The organism is Bradyrhizobium sp. UFLA05-125 (genome assembly GCF_059803515.1).
The window spans coordinates 318,324-335,372 of record NZ_JBANBJ010000001.1 but is presented as its reverse complement, the minus strand read 5'-3'; the positions used below and the strand labels follow the sequence as shown (position 1 = coordinate 335,372).

The 17,049-nt window shown below is 62.1% G+C and carries 14 protein-coding genes; 5 read left to right on the top strand and 9 right to left on the bottom strand.

Annotation, left to right across the window (positions count from 1 at the left end):
• Window positions 1-16 precede the first annotated feature (16 nt).
• Window positions 17-1,534, top strand: a complete 1,518-nt coding sequence (locus SO156_RS01660; RefSeq protein ID WP_498533618.1) for a caspase family protein — start codon at window positions 17-19, stop codon at window positions 1,532-1,534.
• 12 nt (window positions 1,535-1,546) lie between these two features.
• On the opposite strand, the gene SO156_RS01655 is transcribed toward SO156_RS01660, so the two are convergent.
• The 3 genes from SO156_RS01655 to SO156_RS01645 form a co-directional block, all read right to left on the bottom strand.
• On the bottom strand, window positions 1,547-2,434 hold the full coding sequence (locus tag SO156_RS01655) for a carbon-nitrogen hydrolase family protein (RefSeq protein WP_498533617.1): 888 nt from the start codon (window positions 2,432-2,434) through the stop codon (window positions 1,547-1,549).
• 70 nt (window positions 2,435-2,504) lie between these two features.
• Window positions 2,505-4,004, bottom strand: coding sequence for a M81 family metallopeptidase (locus SO156_RS01650; RefSeq protein WP_498533616.1), 1,500 nt, complete (start codon window positions 4,002-4,004; stop codon window positions 2,505-2,507).
• A 51-nt stretch (window positions 4,005-4,055) separates the two neighbouring features.
• Window positions 4,056-5,396 (bottom strand): MFS transporter, encoded by a 1,341-nt coding sequence (locus SO156_RS01645; protein ID WP_498533615.1) that lies wholly within the window; start codon window positions 5,394-5,396, stop codon window positions 4,056-4,058.
• Window positions 5,397-5,498: 102 nt separating this feature from the next.
• On the opposite strand from SO156_RS01645, the gene SO156_RS01640 reads away from it, so the two are divergent.
• From SO156_RS01640 to SO156_RS01625, 4 genes are all read left to right on the top strand, one after another.
• Window positions 5,499-6,410 (top strand): LysR family transcriptional regulator, encoded by a 912-nt coding sequence (locus SO156_RS01640; RefSeq protein WP_498533614.1) that lies wholly within the window; start codon window positions 5,499-5,501, stop codon window positions 6,408-6,410.
• Window positions 6,411-6,448: 38 nt separating this feature from the next.
• Window positions 6,449-7,705, top strand: coding sequence for an FAD-dependent oxidoreductase (locus SO156_RS01635; protein ID WP_498533613.1), 1,257 nt, complete (start codon window positions 6,449-6,451; stop codon window positions 7,703-7,705).
• A gap of 183 nt (window positions 7,706-7,888) precedes the next feature.
• A complete protein-coding gene (locus SO156_RS01630) occupies window positions 7,889-8,659 on the top strand; it encodes an outer membrane protein (protein ID WP_498533612.1) in 771 nt (256 codons plus the stop codon).
• A gap of 423 nt (window positions 8,660-9,082) precedes the next feature.
• Window positions 9,083-9,886 carry an outer membrane protein gene (locus SO156_RS01625; protein ID WP_498533611.1) on the top strand — a complete coding sequence of 268 codons (804 nt, stop codon included), beginning with the start codon at window positions 9,083-9,085 and terminating at the stop codon, window positions 9,884-9,886.
• Between the two features lie 80 nt (window positions 9,887-9,966).
• Here the strand turns inward: SO156_RS01625 and SO156_RS01620 are convergent, their stop codons facing one another.
• The 6 genes from SO156_RS01620 to parE form a co-directional block, all read right to left on the bottom strand.
• Complete coding sequence (locus tag SO156_RS01620) at window positions 9,967-10,737, bottom strand: SDR family NAD(P)-dependent oxidoreductase (RefSeq protein WP_498533610.1); 771 nt, start codon at window positions 10,735-10,737, stop codon at window positions 9,967-9,969.
• Between the two features lie 30 nt (window positions 10,738-10,767).
• Window positions 10,768-10,953, bottom strand: coding sequence for a hypothetical protein (locus SO156_RS01615; RefSeq protein WP_498533609.1), 186 nt, complete (start codon window positions 10,951-10,953; stop codon window positions 10,768-10,770).
• A 333-nt stretch (window positions 10,954-11,286) separates the two neighbouring features.
• Window positions 11,287-12,123, bottom strand: coding sequence for an outer membrane protein (locus tag SO156_RS01610; protein WP_498533608.1), 837 nt, complete (start codon window positions 12,121-12,123; stop codon window positions 11,287-11,289).
• A 486-nt stretch (window positions 12,124-12,609) separates the two neighbouring features.
• Window positions 12,610-13,386, bottom strand: a complete 777-nt coding sequence (locus tag SO156_RS01605) for an outer membrane protein (RefSeq protein ID WP_498533607.1) — start codon at window positions 13,384-13,386, stop codon at window positions 12,610-12,612.
• 248 nt (window positions 13,387-13,634) lie between these two features.
• Window positions 13,635-14,453: an outer membrane protein gene (locus SO156_RS01600; RefSeq protein ID WP_498533606.1), complete on the bottom strand. Its 819-nt coding sequence runs from the start codon at window positions 14,451-14,453 to the stop codon at window positions 13,635-13,637.
• A 505-nt stretch (window positions 14,454-14,958) separates the two neighbouring features.
• Entirely contained in the window at window positions 14,959-17,004 is a 2,046-nt protein-coding gene (gene parE / locus SO156_RS01595) for a DNA topoisomerase IV subunit B (protein WP_498533605.1), read from the bottom strand.
• Window positions 17,005-17,049: the final 45 nt, after the last annotated feature.

Sequence of the window (17,049 nt, the reverse complement as noted above, 5' to 3'; positions counted from 1 at the left end):
AACGGGGGAATTTTCAATGACGCGCAGGCTTCTCGCGGTTTTGGCGGCCCTTGGCATCGCCGCCAGTCTGACGGCATTCGCCGCCCCCGCGCATGCCGAAAAGCGCGTTGCGCTCGTCGTCGGCAACAACGACTACAAGAACGTTCCAAAGCTGCTCAAGGCCGTCAACGACGCCCGCACCATGGGCGACACGTTGAAGCAACTCGGCTTCTCCGTGATGGTAGCTGAGAACCAGAGCCGCCAGCAGTTCACCGAGACGCTGCTCGCCTTCGACAGGGCGATCGAGCCGGGCGACACCGCGTTCTTCTTCTATGCCGGCCACGGTTTCGAGATCATGGGCCAGAACTATCTGCTGCCGACCGACGTGCCGGCCGCGACTGAAGGTCAGGAAGAGCTGGTGCGCGATTCCTCGATCCTCGCCGATCGCATCGTCGAGCGTCTCCAGAACAAGAAGGCGCGCACCTCGATCCTGGTGTTCGATGCCTGCCGTAACAATCCGTTCGAGCGGACCGGCACGCGCGCAGTCGCTGGCGGCGGCGGGCTCGCGCCCATGACGCAATTGCCTGAAGGCGTGTTCTCGGTGTTCTCCGCCGGCCCGCGTCAGACTGCGCTCGATCGTCTGTCGAACGATGATGCCAATCCAAATTCGGTGTTCACGCGCACCTTCGCCAAGGAGCTGCTGCAGCCCGGCGAGAACCTCGTGCAGGTGGCCCAGCATACGCGTCGGCTGGTCAGCGAGATGGCCGATACCGTCAAGCACAAGCAGGTGCCTGTCTATTTCGATCAGATGGTCGACGACGTCTTCCTGAGCGGCGCGGCCAAGGCCGACACCGCGGCACGGCCGGCCGATCCGCCGCCGCAGAAGGTCGCGGCGTTGCCGCCGGTCTCGGTGCCACGCGTGCCGAAGGAGGAAGCTACCAATGCGCCGATCGCGAGCTTCTCGCGCCACAACGGCGGCTGGTCGGTGGTCTTCTCCTTCGCCGATCCCACGCTCGGCATTTCCTGGCGGATGGCAGGCCAGGGCGATTTCCGCGAGACCGGCTTCATCGACACGCTCGATCCGCGCACCCGCAAGCGGCTGCCGAACCCGTCGATCGAGCTGCCGGCGGATGCCCAGGCCGGCACCATCGAGGTCCGCTATGTCGATGCTTCCGGTGACATGCAGGGCCCGTTCCCGATCAAGTTCGATCCGGAGGCCGCGCTGCTCCGCGACCAGCGCAAGATCCTCGACATGACTGCGACGAGCTGGCTGTCGTTCCGCGAGTTCAACGGGTTGCTCGTCTGTTACACGCACCTCGTGTCCTACCGCTGCGCCATCCGCGAGGTCCGCATCGGCATCGACACGTCTGTGCCCAACCAGGTCCTGAAGATGCCGGCCTGCGACATGCGTGACCCCAGCGCGATCACTGCCGGCATGCCGCTCTACATGAAGCTGGCGCCGGCGACGCAGTTCGTCTCGGTCGAGCTGACCTACCGCGATGGCAGCGTGTCGGAGATCAAGAGCTTCCGGACCGCGAACCGCAGCAACAATTGAGCGCCGAATGCCTCAGACGGGCGCAGTCAGGTATCGTGCGTAGATATCCACACGCCTGTCTGTCGCGAGCCCGACATAGCTCCGGTAGCGGGCAACGTCATCAAGGTCGATTTCCGCGCGGAGGACGTCCTCGTCCTCCGTGGTGGACTGCGCGAGAATCTTGCCGTCCGGCGCAACGATGATGCTCCGGCCCATGAAGGCGCAATTGCCCTGCCTGCCGGCGCGGTTGCAACTGAGGAAGAAGACGCCATTTTCGGTCGCGCGCGTATAGGCGCGGTGCGTGAAGATCTGCTCGTCGTCGAGGGGCCTGTCTTGTGGGCGGAACGACGCCCAGATATTCGTGACGATCTGAGCGCCTTGCACCATGAGTGCCCGCGTCAATTCCGGAAACCGGATGTCATAGCAAATCTGCATGCCAATCGGCCCCAACATCGTTTGCTGCACCGAGATGCTCTCGCCGGCGACGAAGTAGAGCTTTTCCAGATGCCAGCGATGAATCTTGTGGTAGGTGCCGAGCACGCCGTGAGGGCCAATCAGGACCGACGCATTATGCATTACGCCCTGCTGCACCGGATGACGGAGGGCAAGGCCGACGACAGCATGGAGGTTGTGCTCACGGGCGAGGTCGCATAGCGATGTGATGAAGGGTCCGTTCTCGGGTTCGGCGGCCTGGAATAATCGGAAGGCATATTGTTCGGCTCCGCCGGATTCCGGACTGAAGGGGGCGCCGGGCGTCAGCGGCTCCACGTATCCCGTGTTCGACAACTCCGGGAATACGATCAACTGCGCGCCTGCCTTTGCCTCCGATCGTATCACTGCCTGCATTCGCTCGAGATTCGACGTCGGCTCCAGCACTTGGACGTCAAATTGGATCAAGCTCACATTTACCTTGCTGGTCATCGCTTATCCGTTCTCCTGTCGCGGGCCCAGCGATCCGCACGTATCGCCCACTGTGCGTCTTCAGTCGACGTCAATGGGCGCTTTCAGGAGCCAGCGGAAATACACGATGCGTATCCAGCCGCTCATAGGGCAGGAGCCGCAGGTCGGCGACGCCGTGGTCCGGCGTATCCACGATCATGATTTCCTCCGCCAGTCCCTCATAGAAGGCACGGAAATGGGTCTTTGAACGAAGCACGATGATGTCGAAGTCTTCCGGACGCAACCCGAACACTCCGAATGCATCGCCATCGACCGCGAATGCAAATGCGCTGACGACACTCACCGACACGCCATCGACGTCAAGCAGCGCGGTCATTCCCAGATCGACCGGCATGCCATGCATGTAGGAGCCCGTCACGCGGTATGATTTCGGGCCTGCCCACTGCACGCGTGCGGTGATGTCCAGCGTCGGCCCCGCCTTCTCGGAACTGTGGCCGCCAAGACTCAACTCCACCAACGCACCAACGCCTGCTTCGAACGCTTTCTGCGCTGCGGCTGCATCCCAGAGAAATGGCACGGCAGCCCGCGCGACACGGCGCCTCAGCAGCTCCCCCAGCAGGTACGTGGAGTCGTTCATTCGGTCGGCGTGCTCGACCAGGACGTATGGGCGCCCCTGCGTCTTGCGCGTCGCCAGGCCTGTGCATGCGCGGGAGACGGCCGACTCTGCGGTGTAGACTTCGAAGGGCCTGGAGAGTGCATGCCGCTCGCTCCAGACCCGTTCCGAAAGATGGTCTGCGATCGCTTCGGCGCGCGCGGGGTCGCCGTCGGTGACGCACAGCACCGAAAAGCCGGCATTGTGCGCGTCGGCATAGGAAAAGCCGGCCATCAGCGAAATGTCGGTGTAGCGCCCGCTGTCACGTTCGATGCGCTGGCCTTCCTCGATGAGATCCGCCAAGGGGCGCAGCGCAGTCGCGCTGAAGATCGACGGGACGAGCACGCCAGGCTTGGCGATCGCCCATGTTGGCGAAATTTCTCCACGCAGTGTGCGGAGCATGCAGATGGCGGCACGGCGTCCCGTGTCGCCCGTATCCGTGTGCGGCGATTTTCGATAGGCGAACGCCGCGGTCGCGTTTTGCAGCGTGTTTGCATCGATGTTGCCATGGTAGTCCAACGCGACGATCAAGGGCTTGTCTTGCCCCAGGGCGGCACGCACCGTGTCGATGATGAAGCGCTCGGGGTCCGGATACGAAGCCGTCCAGCACGCCCCGTGGAGGAAAAGCAGCACGCCGTCCAGGTTGGATAAGACGCGGACGCCCGAAGCCATCTCGCCCGCGTAGCGTCTGACGGCCTCATCGGTGGCCGGACCCACGGCGCCGAGGGCCGTGTGGACGAGCGGAGCCAACCGCACGCTCGCCTGTTCGCAGACCTCGATGAAGCCGCCCATCACGGTGTTTGTGCCTCGGAGCTCTTCGACGATGCGATCCCCGCGCAGGGCCACCTGCTCGAAATCGTCCCAGGTCGAGACGGCCGGCAGGAAACTCACGGACTCAATATGGAATCCGGCGATAGCGATCCGAAATGGCTTGTGCATTCCGTGTCTGGGGCCGGAAGGGATTGGAGGTTCGTGGACCATAACGCTTCCCTAGGCCGAGACGATGTGCCGGGCCATCAGGTGCCGCGGAATCGCAAAAATCAGCGCGGCCGCGGCGAACAGCGCGATCGCCAGCAGCGAGACGCCGGCCGTCATGCTGCCCGTCAGTTGGCTCAGGACGCCCAGGACGGCTGGACCGGCGAAGCCCGCGCTGGCCGCGCCGATATTGACCAGTCCGGCCCCACTGGCCGCAGCCGTTCCTGCAAGCACGCGTGAAGGCAGGCTCCAGAACATGGCCAGCGTGCACTGGATGCCGGAGATGCCGATTGTCAGGCACAAGAGGGAGAGCGCCGGCGCATCTCGCGTCGTCACACTCGCCACCAAGGCGGCGCCGCCAACGATCAGGGGCGCTGCGGTATGCCAGAGCCTCTCGCCGGTCTTCACTGAGTGGATCGAATTGAGCTGCATGGCACAGGCGGCGATCAGGTAGGGCAGTGCGGTCACGACGCCGATCTGGAAGTTCGTCAGCCCGCCGATCGACTTGATCATGCTCGGCATCCAGAAAACGAGGCCGTAATTGCCGAGGTTGTAGAGAAACGACGTCGCGAACAAAATCCACAGCGTCGGCTCACGTAACGCTGGCCACAAGCTCGTTTGCTTGTCCTTGGATTCCTGAGCGAGTTCTCGGTGCACCAGGGCCTTCTCGTCGTGCGACAACCATGCGGCATCGTCTGGCCGCTCGACGATCGCCCTGATCGAGACGAGCCCGAGCAGGATCGCCGGGAGTCCTTCGAGCAGGAACATCCATTGCCAGCCTTTCAGGCCGTAGCCGCCGTGGGTGACGTCCATGATCCATCCGGACAACGGACCGCCGAGGATCACGCCGAGGGGCAGGGCGAGGAAGAGCAAGGACATCACCTTGCTGAGCCTGAATGAGGGAAACCAGACACTGAAGAAGGCGATCACGGCGGGGAAGAAGGCTGCCTCCGTGATTCCGAGCAGGAACCGAAGCACGTAGAAGCTGGCTTCGTCCCGCGTCAGCAAGGTGGCCATGGAGACGAACCCCCATGAGATCATCGACGCTGCGATGCACTTCCTCGGGCCATAGAGCTGAACCAGGTAGCCAGCGGGCACCTGGAGCAGGAGATAGCCGATAAAGAACAAGCCTGCACCGAGGCCATAGGCGGCCTCGCTCAGACGTAAATCGTTGACCATGCCGAGCTTGGCGAAGCCGACGTTCACCCGATCCAGGTAGCCAAAGAAGTAGCAGACGAGGATGAGCGGCATGATGCGAAGCACGATCTTCCGGTAGGTCGCATCCGCCTCGGCCACGTAGGCTGATGGAGTGGTGGCGATCGGCACGGGCGACGCTAGTTGCTGCTGGGTGGGCATCGATGCTACCTGTTCCCTTCGGTCTGGCTAAACCCCAGGATCGTAGAAACCGCCGACTGCGAGGTCCAATGCGGGTTCGCTTGCGACTGATGAGACTTCCGCATGAAAGTCGAGAACGCTGAACTCGAAGCCTTCGTGATCGCGGCAGAGCTGCTGAATTTCCAACGTGCAGCCGAGAAGCTTCATCTGACCCAGCCCGGCCTGTCGCGCCGGATCCAGAAGCTGGAGCAGACGCTAGGGGTCGAACTGTTCAGCCGCACCACCAGGTCGGTGGTCCTCACCGGAGCCGGACGCCACTTCCTTCCGATGGCTCGCCAGCAGATCAACAACCTGAACGGGATGCTCGATTCGATCCGCGAGGTCGCCGAAAGGCGCTTCGGCAAGATTCGGGTGGCCAGCATTCCGACTGTGGTCTGCCAGGCCTTTCCGCCCATGCTGAGGACGTTCACCGAACGGCATCCGAACGTCGGCGTTCAGGTCTTCGACGGTAACCAGGACTTTGTCGTTCGCCAGGTCTTGTCCGGGTTGGCCGAATTCGGGGTCGGCGTGGACCCGGGGCCCGACCCCGATCTGACATTCGCACCGTTGCTGGCGGACCGCTTCGTCCTGGCAGTGCATAAGGACGACGCGCTGGTCGCTCGCCAGGAGATAGCTCTAGAAGAGCTTCAGGCGATGCCAAAGGTTCGGCTCATAATTGGCGGACGCGACAGCGGCAACAGGCTCCTGCTGGAGGTCTTGCTCGGAAATGCGGCCCTGAAGCTGCGGTGGTTTTACGAAGTCGAACACGTCTCATGCATCCTCGAACTCCTGGAAGCGGGCATCGGCTGCGCCATCTTGCCGGCAATGGCCCTGCCGGCCCATCCCGGCTCCAATATCCGGGCAGTTCCCATCTCTGTCCCCGAGATCAAGCGGATCGTCGGCATCATTCGCCACCGGTCCTTGAGCATCTCGCCGCTGGCCAATGAGTTCCTAGATCTTGTGATGCGGCATCTTGGTGCCGAGCCCGCGCTATAAACATTGTTGCGGATCGAACCAGCGACGAGGACCGGATCATGAACGCTAAATCGCCAGAACCGCCAGCCGCATCTCGTTCGCTGAAAGCCCGCTGCTGCATCGTCGGCGGCGGACCCGCGGGCATGATGCTCGGCTATCTCCTGGGGCGTGCCGGCATCGATGTCGTGGTGCTGGAGAAGCACGCGGATTTCTTCCGCGATTTTCGCGGCGACACCGTGCATCCCTCGACGCTCCAGGTGATGGACGAACTCGGCCTGATCGACGGCTTCTTGAAGCTGCCGCATCAGCGCCTGCAGACGCTCGACGGCATGTTCGGCGGCACGCCGGTGCGCATCGCCGATCTCCGCCGGCTCGACACCAAATACCCGTTCATCGCGTTCATGCCGCAATGGGACTTTCTGAACTTCTTGCGCGAGAGCGGTCAGCGCTTTCCCTCGCTCAAAGTGATGATGAGCACTGAGGCAACCGATCTGATCCGGCGCGGCGAGGCGATCGCCGGCGTGCGCGCGACGACGCCGGAGGGCCCGATCGACATCGAGGCAGATCTGACCATCGCCTGCGACGGTCGGCATTCGACGGTGCGCCAGCGCGCTGGCCTCGCGGTCGAGGAGATCGGCGCGCCGATGGACGTGTTGTGGTTTCGTGCCGGGCGGCAGCCGAACGAAACCGAGAACGTGTTCGCGCGCGTCGAACCCGGCAAGATGATGATCACCTTCGATCGCGGCGAGTACTGGCAATGCGCCTATGTCATCGCCAAGGGGCAGTATGACGCGGTGAAGGCGAGGGGGCTGCAAGCGCTGCTGGACGACGTCGTCCGCATGGCGCCGATCCTTTCATCCGGAATCTCCGACGTAAAGAGCTGGGACGACGTCAAGCTTCTCACCGTCGCGATCAACCGCCTGAGCCGCTGGACGCGACCGGGGCTGCTCTGCATCGGCGATGCCGCGCATGCGATGTCGCCGGTCGGCGGCGTCGGCGTCAATCTCGCGGTCCAGGATGCGGTTGCGGCCGCCAATCTCCTCGCCGACAAGATCCGGAACGGCTGCCCATCCGAAGCCGAACTCGACGCCGTGCAGCAGCGCCGTTCGTTTCCCGTGAAGATGACGCAGGCGATGCAGGTCGTCGTACAGAACAACATCATCAGCGGTGCGCTCAAGCCCGGCAATCAACCCGTGAAGGTTCCGCTGATCGTGCGTCTCGTTACGGCGTGGCCGTGGCTCCAGAAAGTGCCCGCGCGCTTCGTTGCGCTCGGCGTACGGCCCGAGCATGTGCATTCGCCGGTCGCGCGGGCATGATGTCGTGAACGGTCTGGTAGGGATAACGGCGCATTAAGTGCGCCCATCCGCGTTGCGCATGTGCAACAACGCAATTGGATTCGAAGCGCGCGAAAGCCAATCCTGCCGCTTAACGTCGTTGATTCCAATTTTAGTAAGAACTGTCTGTGAGCGTGCGCCCCATCCAAGGACAAGGGGTTGTACATGCGTTCCAAGTTGATTGCCGCCTTCACCTGCACCAGCGCGCTCGTCGCAGCCGGTAGCGTTTCCGCTGCCGATCTCGCCGCGCGGCCCTACATGAAGGCGCCGGCCTATATCGAGCCGCTGTTCAACTGGACGGGTTTCTATGTCGGCGGCCACATCGGCGGCGCCTGGACCAACGAGCAGTTCACCAACAACGGCACTGGCGCGCCTTTCGGCGATCTGATTCCGGGCGAGGGCTATCGTCAGCGCGGCTCGGGCATCATGGGCGGCGCCCAGATCGGCTATAACTGGCAGGCCAGCAATTGGGTCTTCGGCGCCGAAGGCACGATCTCCGGGCTCGACAACAAGGGCACCGTCGTGAACACCGCATTCGGTGCGGCCGACGACGTCTTCACCTGGCGCGCGAATGTTCTCGCGACGGTCGTCGGCCGCGCCGGCTACGCCGTGCAGAACAACCTCTTCTACATCAAGGGTGGCTACGCCGGCGTGAACAATCGTCTCTCGGTCACCGACACGGTCGGAGTTGCCACGGGTTCGGGCGGCCAGACCCATTGGGCCAATGGCTGGACCGTCGGCGCTGGTTGGGAATACGGCATCACGCGCAACTGGATCGTCGGCCTCGAATACAACTACGCGGCCTTCGTCAGCCAGACCTATCAGCTTGGCGGCATCTCGGGCAACTACACCTTCGACGCCAAGCCGCGTGACCTTCAGTGGGCGGTGGTGCGCGCGAGCTACAAGTTCGACGCCCCCGTCATCGCGCGGTACTGAGACTCAGTCCCTGCAACGAAGCGAAGAGCCCTGGCATCGGCCTGGGCTTTTTTGCTTTTGGCGCAACAGTTAGGGGCGAACTGTTGACCGATCGGAGCTCAACCGGAGGCTGCACCGGTATCGACGCAAGTGAAGCGGACGGCCGGTACCCGCCCTGTCCTGAAAGCTTCAGAGCCCGGCCCTGGTCGGGCTTTTTGTGGTGCAGCAATATCTTGCCGATCAAACGTCAAGCTTGCTGACCTACGCGTGGTCAAAATGTCACTTTTACCCGAATACCGCACAGAAGCGGCGATGGAACAGTAATTTCGGATCGCTGACTCCGTGTGACGATTGGTAAATAAATCTCACCAAATTGCTTCGATTTATTTCCAGCTATTTCTTTCGAGGGGATTCGGAATGAAAAGGTCTTGGGCTTTCGCGAGCATGTTGGTGCTCGTGCTTGGGGCGAGCAGCAGCGCATCGGCAGCCGATATGGCGGTCAAGGCAGTTCCGCCGCCCGTACCGACGTGCGGTTGGTGCGGTTTTTACATCGGTGGAAACGCCGGCGGAATCTGGACCGACGATCGCGCTTTCTTTGGTGGAGACGCGGTTGCCACGCTGGCTGCCATCGCGCGCGGGCAGCTCCCCGGAGTGCTTTCAACGTCGCAGTCCGGCTTCATCGGTGGTGTGCAGGTTGGCTACAATCAGCAGTCGGGCAATTTTGTTTGGGGTATCGAGGCGGACTGGCAAGGGACCTCTCTCAACCGGACCGTGAGCTTCGCGACGGATCTTTCTCCGGCTTTCTTTCCGACGACCACGACCGCGCAGGAAAAACTGGATTTCTTGGGAACAGTTCGTGGGCGGGTCGGCTTTGCAGTGTCGCCGACTGTCTTACTGTACGCAACGGGTGGCTTGGCTTACGGGGATCCGAGCTTGACGACCACCGTCACAACATTTCCTGTCGGCGGTGGCGCGGCCTGTGCGGGATTTTGCGGCGGAGCGACGACGAGCGCTTGGCGAGCCGGATGGACGGCTGGCGTGGGCGGCGAGTGGAAGTTTCTCGGACCCTGGTCGGCGAAGCTGGAATATCTTTACTATGATCTCGGGCGGCTATCTCAACAATATGGCGATAGCGCCGGGCGCTTCCCAACGACGTTCATGACGGTGAGCGAAAGGTTCACCGGCAACATTGTCCGAGTCGGTATTAACTACGCATTCAGCGCTACGCCGGTCGTCGCCAAGTACTGAGCGCCCGACCGAAATAACAAAGTCGACAAAAAGCCCCAGCCTTGGCTGGGGCTTTTTTCTTGAGCGCACCGCCTTGCCTCTCACCCCATCACCGAGAAACCGCCATCGACGGGAATCGCGGTGCCCGTGACGAAGTCGGAAGCAGGTGATGCCAGGAACACCGCGATGCCGGCGAAGTCGTCGATGTGGCCCCAGCGGCCCGCGGGCGTGCGCGCGAGCACGCGATCGTGGAGTCCGGTGACCTGCTGTCGCGCGCCGCGCGTGAGGTCGGTGTCGATCCAGCCCGGCAGGATCGCGTTGACCTGGATGTTGTCCGCCGCCCAGGCGTTGGCGCAGGCGCGCGTGAACTGCACGATGCCGCCCTTGCTCGCCGCATAGGCCGGCGCAAAGCTCGCGCCGAAGATCGACATCATCGAGCCAATATTGATCACCTTGCCTCGGCCCGATGCCTTCAGCGCGGGATAGGCCGCCTTCGAGCACACGAAGGCGCTGGTGAGGTTGGTATCGATCACCTTGCTCCATTCCTCGAGCTCGAGCTCGTGCGGCGGCTTGCGGATGCTCATGCCGGCATTGTTGATGAGGATGTCGATGCGGCCGAGTTCTTTTGCGACACGTGCGACCATTGCCTCGACCGCGGCCTTGTCGGTGACATCGGTTGCAACCGCGATCGCCTTTATGCCGCGCTGGCGGAGATCCTCGATCGCCGCTGTCGACTTCGCCTCGTTGCGGCCGACGACGGCGATGTCGGCGCCGGCATCGGCAAGCCCGCGGGCCATGCCGAGCCCGATGCCGCCATTGCCGCCCGTGACGATCGCGACCTTGCCGCGTAGATCAAACCGGTTGGATGTCATGCTGTGATGTCCTTTTCTTGTTTGGTTTTTTTACTGGCTGCTTTCCCAGATCAGGACCAGCCCGAAGCCGGCCAAGGCCGTGCCATAGCCGGCCCATTGCAGCTGGTTGACCATGAAGCTCGATCGCGGCCAGGGAAACGTGCCCGTGCCCTGTCCGATCCAGATCAGGCCCATGGCGGTCGCAAACAGGCCTGCGGTCAGCAGAAATCTGCGCATGCGCTCTCCCAATGGTTCTGGTCTGTTGCGGCTTCGATCGGCGCGACGTCTCGTGCCGGTCCGCAGCGCGCGGAAACCTGCGAAGACTAGCCGTTGCCCCGGTTCGGATACAATGGCCGAGCAGGCTGGGAGGTCCATCGCGGAGGGCGGTATCGGTCGGATGCAGTGGCCTATCGTGGTGCGCGCGGGCAGGCGATGACCAACGCCGACCGGGCTGTCATTGAGGCCTGGCTGCGGCAGGCCCATCAGTCGTCGAAGGGCAGCGCGCAGCGGCTCCTCAACGAAAAAGCCCCAGACGATGCCGGGGCTTTGACGTCTCAGATCGAGATCGGATCAGTACTTGGCGACGGCCGGGCCAGCCCAGTTGAAGCGGTAGACCAGCTCGGTCGTGGCCTTCTGTTCATAGACGCGGCTCGTCTGGGTAAAGACCGGTCCGAGGCCGCAACCCGTTGCAACTGTACAGACCGCATTGTTGGTCTTGTTGCCAAAGGACGAGAAACGAACTTCGTTCTTCCAGAACAGGCCCGGAAGCTGGCTCACGGCATATTCCGTGCCGCCACCGAGGAAATATCCACCCCGGGTCTGGCTTCCCAACGAAATTCCCGTCCCCGCCGGCGTGAGCGAGGAGGTCGTATCAGCATAGTTCGTCGTAGCGAAATGCGCCTGGGTGTAGCCACCGTTGAAGTACGTCAAAAGACCCGGAAGCGCGACGTAACCTATGCGAGCGCCAACAGCCCATGACCAATCGTTCTTGAACGAGCCGGTAAGGTTCGAAGCATCAAGAAGAGCAATCGGTAGAGAGCTGGTGTTGACGTTGTATTGGCCGCTGATGTTGGACCAATCCGTATCCGCAAACGCGCCGATCACCCAGTTCCCCATCGGGCCAGCGAATTGATAGTCGTACCCAAGGCCGACTTTCCCAAGCCACCCCTTGGGACCTGCGTCTTGACCCGTGCTGATGAGAGCAAAGGGCGCGGCAGTATCGTTTTCCGAGTGCTGATACTGGGCCAAGCCATAACCAAAACCGCCGGAGATCCATAGGCCGGTCCAGTTGGCGACCGGAGACACGGCAACCGGAGCCTTGGTGTAGGGCCTTGCGCCGAGGTCGGCGGCCGAAGCTAAGCCGGTCATTGCGGCCACGGCCGCGAGTGCAATCAGGTATTTCTTCATTCCAATCTCCAAGCCCTTCACGAGCGGCGTCTCGTCCCAAAGGTGCGGCCGGCGTGTTCGGCGCAGGATTAGAAGTAATTTCCGTGCGTCTTACCGTCTTGTTCTCAGGCGAAATTCGATTGGTCTGGAGCGAACTGATGGGGTCATTGCGCGACATGTGTTACCGATAGAGCACTGTTCAGTACCGCTAACGCCAATAACATCAGGCTTTTAACGACACTACGGCGCGCAAAACCGCACGTCTCGCCGTACCCAAAGTACGATGCGTCAGGTTGAATCGATTGGGTTACGAGCTCGCTCGACATCTCCCACAAGCAAGCGGGAGAGGGAGCGCTCCGAGTTCACGGACACGACTTAATTTCACTATGCCCCAGGCACTGGCGACTCGCGATCGATGCGCGCCGGCTCTTGGTCAGTAGAGAAGTGCCCCACAACGAAAAAGCCCCGGACGATGCCGGGGCTTTAACGTCTCAGATTGAGATCAGATCAGTACTTCGCGACGACCGGGCCACCCCAGTTGAAGCGGTAGACCAGCTCGCTGCGCACGCTGTGCTCGCGGAGCTTCTGCGTCTGGCTGAAACCAAGCGAAGCGCCAGTAGTATCGACGAGATCGACATTGGCGCGATCGAATTCCGAATAGCGATATTCGGTCTTCCAGAACAGGCCGGGCAGGAAGCTCGTCAGAGCGTATTCGTCACCCGTACCAATGAACCAGCCACCCTTGGTGAAGCCGGACGATGTGGCGGCCGGAAGGCCAGTGAAGAACGAATTGTAGGTGGTGCCCTTCCAGTGAGCCTGCGTGTAGCCGCCCGAGACATAGGTCAACAACTGCGGCAGAACGAGGTAGCCAACACGGGCACCCACGGCCCACTGCTGATCCTGCTTCTGCTGGCCAGTCAAGCCGGCGGAAACGAACTGGTGGTCGCCATGCACGTCCATGAAGTCATAATCAGCGAAGGCGCCGACAAGCCAGTTCGTCCCGGCGAACTGATAGTCACAACCGCCCTGAACCGTGCCGAACCAGCCACGCGCGCCGCCCGTGACATTGTTGTCAAACGCTACGTTCGTGCCAGTGATGTACTCATTGTAATCGTTGTTGGTCATCGCGCCGCCGCCGCCGGCACCGAGGTAGCAGCCGGTCCAGTTGACAGCGGGAGCCACAGCCACCGGAGCCTTGGTGTAGGGCCGCGCGGCCAAATCAGCAGCCGAGGCTGCGCCCGTCATCGCCGCGACCGCCGTGAAGGCCAGCACAAACTTCTTCATTTCGAATTCCACCCCTAGCTGCCCGACGCGAGCGCACCGGAAACGATTCAACTGATATGTTGCTTATAGCCGGTTCCATCCAAAATGCTGTTGCCGGGCAGGCACAGTTGCGACAGATATCCTGTCTCATCACGACGAGCCACGGACTGGAGCGTCGCCATGAGGGCGCCAGGGGCGGAGCGATCGCCCCAAAAACGAAAAAGCCCCGGGCGATGCCGGGGCTTTTGAAGTCGATATCGAATTTCAGATCAGTACCTAGGAATGACCTGGCCGCCCCAGTTGAAGCGATAGACCAGCGAGGTCATGACGGTCTGAGTAATGAGCCTGTCACTGCTGAAGAAATTGGTGGACGCGCCAGTCGCGAGAACATTTTCGAAGCGATCGGTCCGGTTATACTCGGAGACGCGATACTCGGTCTTCCAGGTGAGGTTCGGAATCCAACCGCTCTGATACTCGACACCGCCACCAAGGAACCAACCCTGGAGCGTGCGGCCCGGAATCGCGGTACCAAGGAAGGTGTTGTTGATTGGGGTGAAGAAGTTACCAGTGCCAGTCAGATGGGCTTCAGTGTAGCCGCCGGAGAAGTAGGTGAGGGTGTTCGGATTCACGAGCCAGCCGATGCGGCCGCCTACAGCCCACTGACCGTCCACCTTCTCCTGCGCGGAAAAGAAGGGGTTAACGATACTGGGGCGATCACCCCTCATCTCGGACCAATAATAATCAGCCAAGAAGCCGATCACGAACTGACCCGTGCCGAAGAACCCGCCTCCCCCGCCGAGCCCGAACTGATAGTCGCAGCCGCCGCCACCACCGGCCAGCCAGCCCTTCCCGGCCACGTTCACGTTCGCGCCAGCAACAAAGTCCGTACCGGTGACCGGGTCCCTGAAGCGGTTATTCGTTTCGTTGTCGTAGAGGCCGTAACCAACACTGCCGGCGATGTAGCAGCCGGTCCAGTTGGCAACTGGAGCAGGAGGCGGAGGCGGAGGAGCCTTGACGGCCATATCAGCAGCAAATGCCTGTCCCGTGAGCGCCGCTGTCGCGGTCAGAGTCAGCAAAAACTTCTTCATTGTAAAAATCCCCAAGGCTTGGCGGCGCGAACCACAAAATCCATCCGATGCCGCAACTATAGTCGTTTCCAGCCGAAAAGCTGTTGCTGCGCAGACACAATGTCCGAAAAACGATCAGTACTTCTACTGAATAACGGAGCAGATTGTGGCGTGTAGCTTGCTGAATTCTTCTTTTATAATAATGCGTTAACAAGAATTCCGGATTGCACGCGACTAGGCATATCGCGCCGTGCTCGTGGCGTCGGAGATCATGCTCTGGGCGTCGGAAGGTCCTAACTTGCGAACTCGGCCTTGTCCGAAATGAACGCGAAGCGGGCCTCGCCTTGGTGCCCATTAGACCGAATCGGTGGCGGTGTTGCGGTCGTCCGCAAGAGGACCTGCGGGGGCGCAACTCGAGGAATAGTCCTGACCAAGCCTACGCTTCCCCGGGGTGGGTGCATAACGCGAAAAGCCCCGGACAACGCCGGGGCTCTTCTCCTAGATTCAGCCTCGAGCTAGCAGCTGGCTAGACGTCCAGCAGGTCCTCGCTGGCGAATTCGGCCTTGTCCGAGATGAAGGCAAACCGTGCCTCGGCCTTGGTGCCCATGAGTCGCTCAACCGAATCGGCTGTGGTGTCGCGATCGTCGGCAAGCAGGACCACCTTGAGCAGCGTCCGCTTGGCCGGATCCATGGTGGTTTCCTTGAGCTGCGCGGGCATCATCTCGCCGAGGCCTTTGAAGCGGTTCACCTCGACCTTGGCGTTGGCGTTGAACTCGCTCTTGAGCAGCACTTCCTTGTGGGCGTCGTCACGGGCATACACCGATTTGGAACCGTGCGTCAGCTTGTAGAGCGGCGGCACCGCCAGGAAGAGGTGGCCCTCGTCGATCAGTCGCGGCATCTGCCGGTAGAAGAAGGTGATCAGCAGCGAGGCGATATGGGCGCCGTCGACGTCGGCGTCGGTCATGATGATGATGCGCTGATAGCGGAGGTCCTCTTCGCGATATTGCGCGAGCGTACCTGAGCCGATCGCCTGCACGAGATCGGCAAGCTGGGCGTTTGCCGTCAGCTTGTCCTTGCCGGCAGAGGCGACGTTGAGGATCTTGCCACGCAGCGGCAGCACGGCCTGGGTCTTGCGATCGCGCGCCTGCTTGGCGCTGCCGCCGGCCGAATCGCCTTCGACGATGAAGAGCTCGGAGCCTTCCGTTCCCGCGTCGGTGCAGTCGGCGAGCTTGCCGGGCAGGCGAAGTTTCTTGCCGGCGGTTTTGCGCGCGGTTTCCTTTTCCTGGCGGCGGCGCAGTCGCTCCTCGGCGCGATCGATCACGAAGTCGAGCAGCCTGTTGGCCTGGTTCGGATTGCCGGAGAGCCAGTGGTCGAACGGATCCTTCATCGCCTGCTCGACGATGCGCTGCGCTTCGGCGGTGGCGAGACGATCCTTGGTCTGGCCCTGGAATTCCGGCTCGCGCACGAACACCGAGAGCATCACGGCCGCGCCCACCATCACGTCTTCCGAGGTGACGGAGGCCGCGCGCTTGCCCTGGCCGACGCGCTCGGCGTGATCCTTCAGGCCGCGCAGCAGCGCGCTGCGCAAGCCGGATTCGTGCGTGCCGCCATCGGGCGTCGGCACGGTGTTGGTGTAGGAGGACAGGAAGCCGTCGGCGTCCGCGGTCCACGCCACAGCCCATTCGCAGGCACCGTGCGCGCCGTTGCGCCCCGACTTGCCGGAGAAGATGTCGGGATGCACCAAAGTGTCAGCGTGGATCGCGGCGGCGAGATAATCCTTCAACCCGCCGGGGAAGTGGAACGTCGCTTCCGCCGGCACGTCCTCGACGCCCTTCAAGAGCTCGGGCGCGCAATTCCAGCGAATCTCGACGCCGCCGAACAGATAGGCCTTCGAGCGCGTCATCTTGAACAGGCGCTGCGGCTTGAACACGGCCTTGGCACCGAAGATGTCGGTGTCGGGCTTGAAACGCACGCGCGTGCCGCGCCGGTTGTTGACCTTGCCGAGATCCTCGAGCTTGCCCTTCGGATGGCCACGCTCGAACGTCATGCGATACAGCTTTTGGCTGCGCGCGACCTCGACCTCGAGGCGCGAGGAGAGGGCGTTGACGACGGAGATGCCGACGCCGTGCAGACCGCCCGAGGTCTCGTAGACCTTGGAGTCGAACTTGCCGCCCGAATGCAGCGTGCACATGATGACTTCGAGCGCCGACTTCTTCGGAAACTTCGGATGCGGGTCGATCGGGATGCCGCGGCCGTTGTCGGTGACAGTGAGAAAACCGTCCGCGCTCAGGTCGACCTCGATGAAGGTCGCGTGGCCGGCAAGCGCCTCGTCCATCGAGTTGTCGATGACCTCGGCGAAGAGGTGATGCAGCGCCTTCTCGTCGGTGCCGCCGATATACATGCCGGGACGGCGCCGGACCGGTTCCAGACCTTCCAGCACCTCGATGTCGGCTGCCGTGTAGTCGGCTTCGCCGCCGCTCGCACGCGATGCCGCTTTGGCGGGTGCGCGGGGCTTTGGCTCGTCGCCGCCGAACAGGTCGTCTTTTGCTTTGGTTTTCAATTGCTTGGACATATATCTTGATGCGTTTTGAGGGCCGCTGAGGCGGCGAATCGGTTT

Bases quoted from the DNA above. Each gene is read 5' to 3' on its own strand.
- SO156_RS01660 (WP_498533618.1), top strand. From the start codon at position 17: ATGACGCGCAGGCTTCTCGCGGTTTTGGCGGCCCTTGGCATCGCCGCC.
- SO156_RS01655 (WP_498533617.1), bottom strand. From the start codon at position 2,434: ATGACCAGCAAGGTAAATGTGAGCTTGATCCAATTTGACGTCCAAGTG.
- SO156_RS01650 (WP_498533616.1), bottom strand. From the start codon at position 4,004: ATGCACAAGCCATTTCGGATCGCTATCGCCGGATTCCATATTGAGTCC.
- SO156_RS01645 (WP_498533615.1), bottom strand. From the start codon at position 5,396: ATGCCCACCCAGCAGCAACTAGCGTCGCCCGTGCCGATCGCCACCACT.
- SO156_RS01640 (WP_498533614.1), top strand. From the start codon at position 5,499: ATGAAAGTCGAGAACGCTGAACTCGAAGCCTTCGTGATCGCGGCAGAG.
- SO156_RS01635 (WP_498533613.1), top strand. From the start codon at position 6,449: ATGAACGCTAAATCGCCAGAACCGCCAGCCGCATCTCGTTCGCTGAAA.
- SO156_RS01630 (WP_498533612.1), top strand. From the start codon at position 7,889: ATGCGTTCCAAGTTGATTGCCGCCTTCACCTGCACCAGCGCGCTCGTC.
- SO156_RS01625 (WP_498533611.1), top strand. From the start codon at position 9,083: ATGTTGGTGCTCGTGCTTGGGGCGAGCAGCAGCGCATCGGCAGCCGAT.
- SO156_RS01620 (WP_498533610.1), bottom strand. From the start codon at position 10,737: ATGACATCCAACCGGTTTGATCTACGCGGCAAGGTCGCGATCGTCACG.
- SO156_RS01615 (WP_498533609.1), bottom strand. From the start codon at position 10,953: ATGCGCAGATTTCTGCTGACCGCAGGCCTGTTTGCGACCGCCATGGGC.
- SO156_RS01610 (WP_498533608.1), bottom strand. From the start codon at position 12,123: ATGAAGAAATACCTGATTGCACTCGCGGCCGTGGCCGCAATGACCGGC.
- SO156_RS01605 (WP_498533607.1), bottom strand. From the start codon at position 13,386: ATGAAGAAGTTTGTGCTGGCCTTCACGGCGGTCGCGGCGATGACGGGC.
- SO156_RS01600 (WP_498533606.1), bottom strand. From the start codon at position 14,453: ATGAAGAAGTTTTTGCTGACTCTGACCGCGACAGCGGCGCTCACGGGA.
- parE (WP_498533605.1), bottom strand. From the start codon at position 17,004: ATGTCCAAGCAATTGAAAACCAAAGCAAAAGACGACCTGTTCGGCGGC.